The sequence below is a fragment of the Nocardia sp. NPDC060220 genome, assembly GCF_042727815.1.
In the GTDB taxonomy this organism is placed as follows: Bacteria; Actinomycetota; Actinomycetes; order Mycobacteriales; family Mycobacteriaceae; genus Nocardia.
On the sequence record NZ_JBHWZY010000570.1, the window covers coordinates 1 to 4,560 of the forward strand.

The window sequence follows — 4,560 nt, forward strand, 5'->3', positions numbered from 1 at the left end:
CCTCGGCCGGTAGTGCCGAGGCCCGCCGCAGCGCGGTCAGGTGATCTGCTCCGCGACCTCTCGATCGGCGTCGCGTGCTCCGGTGATCGCGGCCACCTTCGCGAACGACTCGGCTGGATCGCTGCCGACGATCTCGTGTTCGAACTCGCTGACGGTTCCAGGCCAGGCATTGGTGACCGTGCCGTCCGCGCGTTTCCACCATGCCGTCGCCGCACCGTCGCACCAGATGGTCCGGGCGAGAGCATGATCCAGACGGTCGAGGTAGCGCGCCATCGCCCGCTCGGTCACCTCCACCGGCGCACCCCAGTCCGCGCTGAGGGCCAGACAGCGCGTGATGTACCGGGCCTGGTGTTGTTTGACCGCGGGGTTGCTGTTCGACGGAGTGAACGAGTGCGGCCCCGCGATCATGTAGAGATTCGGAAAGCCGGGCACCGCGAGTCCGTAGAAGGCGGCCGGTCGACCTCGGCGCCGCCACCGGTCGTGCAGATCCACTCCACCACGGCCACGGATCCGCACACCGGCGAGGAACTCCGGCGCACGGAACCCGGTGGCCCACACAATGACGTCGGCGCGGCGCTCGGTGCCGTCGACAGTGCGGATCCCGTCCGGGCCGAGCCGGTCGATGCGGTCGGTGACCAGTTCGACGTGTGGCCGGGTCAGCGCCGGATAGTATCCGCTGTCGAGCAGGATCCGTTTCTCCCCGATCCGGTAGTTCGGTGTGAGCTTCGCGCGCAGTTCACGATCGCGCACCTGCCACCGAAGGTGGGCGCGCGCAACGAGTTCGGCCGGTCCCGCCGACCACCCCGCGCGCATGATCGGCGCGAGAACCAGATCAGCCGCGTGGTAGATCCCGGCCCGATACAGATCGTGCAGACCGGGCACACGCGTCAGCGCCCACCGCGACAGCGGACCGAACGACGCGGCGGGCTTGGGCAGCACCCAGGACGGGGAACGCTGATACACGGTGACACCGGCCGCGACGCGGGCCAGCTCAGGAATCATCTGCGCCGCCGAGGAACCGGTACCGACGACGGCGATCTGCCCGCTCAGGTCCGCGGTGTGATCCCACCGTGCGGAGTGGAACGCACGGCCGCCGAAGGTCCGCGCTCCCCGCAACCGAGGAATCGCGGGTCGATGCAGTTGGCCGAGCGCCCACACGACCGCATCGGTGCGGATCCGCTCCCCGGTGGTCGTGGTCAGTGTCCAGGTGCGGTCGGTGTCGCTGTAGTCGGCGGCCATCACGGCGGTATCGCAGCGCAGATGCGCACGCAGACCGTTGCGGTCGGTGACCTCCCGCATGTAGGTCAAGATCGCCTGCTGATCCGGATAACGCACGCGAACGTCTCGATAGGGGTCGAAGGCGAAGCAGTACAGGTGCGCGGGCACATCGCAGGAACAGCCCGGATAGGTGTTCTCCCGCCACACCCCGCCGACCTCCGGTCCTTCTTCGAGGATCAGGAAGTCGCGCACCCCGGCCTGTCTCAGCTGCGCGGCCATGGTGAGCCCACCGAAGCCCGCCCCGACGACAACTACTTCGTGGGTGATCGTGGGCCCGGTCATCGGCGGACGCCATAGGGGCGCGCGAGAATGACGAGTACATCTACTGTGGTCATCGCAGAGGTCTCCAAGTGTCTGCATCTGCTCTGCGGGCGGTGGCGACCGCCGTGCAGAGCTGTTTTCGGGTGTCTCCCCGTGCTCGCGGGGAGGCACCCGATCCGGTATCCGAGGGAGAATGCGCGCTGAACGCGGCGACACGACCCCGGTTGAATTCGCGAGCGGAGCGGTCGACAACGACCCCTTCCGCCTTCACCACCGCGGCGGTCCACGGCCCAGTCCCGGGTGCGCCGAAGACGACGCTGTTGCCCACGGAATCACCACCCGGACAATCGAATTGGGCCAGGTCATACCGTGAACTCCTCCAATGCTCGGGAACGGCCGCGCATGATTCGCTTGCTTCCGGACTCGGGAGTTCACTCCGACCGGCGCGCACGCGACTTGTCCCCGCCCCACCAGCAACGGCAATCATCCGGCAATCGAGCCGTTCGGCAGGCGGTCTCGGTCGAGCCGGGGTGTCGTCGCGCTTCGGGCCTGCATGCGCCACCGATCCGGCGGCCCACCGCTATTACGAGTGGCCACCACGTCAGTCAGCCGGGGGTTCGCGGAAGGCCGCGAGCGCGGATTGCGAACCTGAAACATCGCCGCATCAAGCGGCGAGTCTCCGGTAAACTCGCTGCGTGTCGAGCTAGACGGATCGTGGGCGATCGAACTCCGATCGCGAGCACCACCCTTCAGTCGGCGCTGCGCAGAGGCGTGCCGCGCAATCCGCCGTCCCTACCGAAGTACGCGATTGCCTGTCATTGCGACCTGTCGGAGTCTCGGAGATCCGCGATGGCGGAATATCGCCGCAGCAAGGGGCTTGCCATGACCGAGCGCAATCCTTCCGCAAATCGTCCCGTTCCCGAAGAAGAGCCTTTCGCGCGGCAAGCCGCTGCCGAGGGGATCTCCGTGCTGGCGGCGATCATGCTGTTCATCGCCGCGGCGGCCTCCATCCTCGAGGGCATCTCCGCGATCGCCGAGGACGAGTTCTATGTCGCCGGCTTCAGCTACGTCTACGAATTCGACGCGACCACCTGGGGCTGGGTTCATGTCGTCCTCGGCGTGATCGCCATCGTCTGCTCGATCGGTCTGATGTCGGGCACCGCGTGGGCGCGATACGCGGCGGTGGGCATCGCGGCACTGGTGATCATCGCGAACTTCTTGTCCCTGCCCTACTATCCCGCGTGGTCCATCGTGATCATCGCGATCAGTGTGGTGGTCATCTGGGCCGTCACCGCCTGGCAGCCCGCTCGCCACGACCGGGCATGATGCCGAAAACCGCACAACGCGAAAGCCGCAAGCCAAGGCTCGACCACGACACCGCGCGGCCCCGGCAGCTAATCTGAAATGAAACTGTGTCTGAAAACCTCGGCGAAACCGACGACGAGTGGCGAGAATTGGCCCCGACGGACGGTTCGGCGCAACTCAGCACCTGTCGTACGTCACGAATTCCCTTCGGCAACAGAGGAATTGGACGATGGACAGGTTGTCGAGATCCGCCGCGGCGATGCTGGTTGCCGCCGTCGTCGCGGTGGGGACCGCGGCGGTCGGCGTCGCGCGGGCGGAGACACCCAGCACGCAGCCCTGCACCCCGTACACGGCAATCTTCGCGCCGGGGACCTGGGAGACCACGCCGGGCGCCGATCCCGGGGTGCCCGTCGGGATGCTCCAGCCCGTCGGCGATGGCCTGCAACGGCAGTTCGGCCGGGACATCACCGTGCGCTATGTGCCCTATGCCGCCAGCGCTTTCGACCTGGGTCTGAGCTACGCGGAGTCCCTGGGCACGCTGGAATCCCGCTTGCACCAGATGATGCGCGGCCTGTGCCGCTCGACGCGGGTCATCCTCGCCGGCTACAGCCAGGGTGCGGACGGCATCGGCGATCTCGCCACCGAGATCGGCAATGGCGACGGCCCCATCGATGCCGATCGAGTGGTAGGTGTCGGACTACTGGCCGATCCACACCGCGATCCGAAGACCACACTCTCCCTGGGCAATCCGCAGCCCGGCCTCGGCATAGCCGGAACGCGAAGCCGGGATTTCGGTGCGTTGACAGACCGGGTTCGCACCCTGTGCACCGACGGCGACCTGTACTGCTCCCTCGATGCCACCACCTCCCCGTTCCTCGCTGTGTTGGGCCGGGTCCTGAGCGGTGATCCCGAACCGATCGCGAATGTCATTCCCGCCACGGTCGATCCCCGCAGCCTGATCGCTCAGGCTGTCACCATGGGCGCCGGCTGGACCGCCACCGCGGCGAACCTGCCTACCATTCTCGACAACCTCACCCACCTCTCGGAATTCATCGCGGCGGGTGACATTCGCGGTGCGCACCGGACGGCGAATGCCCTGAACGTTGCCCTGTCCCCGTTGGTCGAGGCCGCCGCGGGTGTGGACCGAGTCCTGGTCGCCCAGGTCATCCGCGCTGCCGCCGCCGTCGACCCCGCTGGTTGGACCGCAGCCGTCAGCGTCATCGCCGACGCCCTCGTGCCCATCGATTTTCTGAGCATCGCCGACCGGGTGGGCCGAATTCAGGAAATCCTGTGGCGTGCGGTCGAATCCCTCGATCGCAACGACCCCCTCGCCGCCGCCACCGACCTGGCGACCTTGGCCGCCACCGGCGCCGACCTCACGGGTTCCGTGCTCGGCCCTGTCGCCGCCGGCCTCCGAGCAGACCTCCGCGCGACCACCCGAACCCTGCTCAGCATCGCCGACCCCGCCACCATCGACGAGCTCGTCCAGCTGGCCCGCCAAGGCGTGGACATGGCCAACTTCTACGCCTCCGAGGCTCACGTCGACTACGGCGACGACGTCCTGATCCTCCTGAACTACCTGAGCTCCCAGGTCGATTCGTAGCCTCGCTGGTGTGTCGGCTCGACCTGCATCGAGGCGCCACACCACCAATAATATAAGCACCTCCAGGCCGAGCCGCCCCAGGTGTAGAGACGCTGTGGAGTATAAAAAAAAGA

3 protein-coding genes are annotated in these 4,560 nt (G+C 67.1%); 2 read left to right on the top strand and 1 reads right to left on the bottom strand.

Going from position 1 to position 4,560, the window contains the following annotated elements:
* Nucleotides 1–36: 36 nt before the first annotated feature.
* Complete coding sequence (locus ACFWF3_RS25310) at nucleotides 37–1,560, bottom strand: flavin-containing monooxygenase (protein WP_379315727.1); 1,524 nt, start codon at nucleotides 1,558–1,560, stop codon at nucleotides 37–39.
* Between the two features lie 861 nt (nucleotides 1,561–2,421).
* Here ACFWF3_RS25310 and ACFWF3_RS25315 point away from each other — a divergent pair.
* A complete protein-coding gene (locus ACFWF3_RS25315; RefSeq protein ID WP_378626797.1) occupies nucleotides 2,422–2,865 on the top strand; it encodes an acetyltransferase in 444 nt (147 codons plus the stop codon).
* Nucleotides 2,866–3,073: 208 nt separating this feature from the next.
* Nucleotides 3,074–4,447, top strand: a complete 1,374-nt coding sequence (locus ACFWF3_RS25320; RefSeq protein ID WP_379315729.1) for a cutinase family protein — start codon at nucleotides 3,074–3,076, stop codon at nucleotides 4,445–4,447.
* The last annotated feature ends 113 nt before the right edge of the window (nucleotides 4,448–4,560 follow it).

Bases quoted from the DNA above. Each gene is read 5' to 3' on its own strand.
- ACFWF3_RS25310 (WP_379315727.1), bottom strand. From the start codon at position 1,560: ATGACCGGGCCCACGATCACCCACGAAGTAGTTGTCGTCGGGGCGGGC.
- ACFWF3_RS25315 (WP_378626797.1), top strand. From the start codon at position 2,422: ATGACCGAGCGCAATCCTTCCGCAAATCGTCCCGTTCCCGAAGAAGAG.
- ACFWF3_RS25320 (WP_379315729.1), top strand. From the start codon at position 3,074: ATGGACAGGTTGTCGAGATCCGCCGCGGCGATGCTGGTTGCCGCCGTC.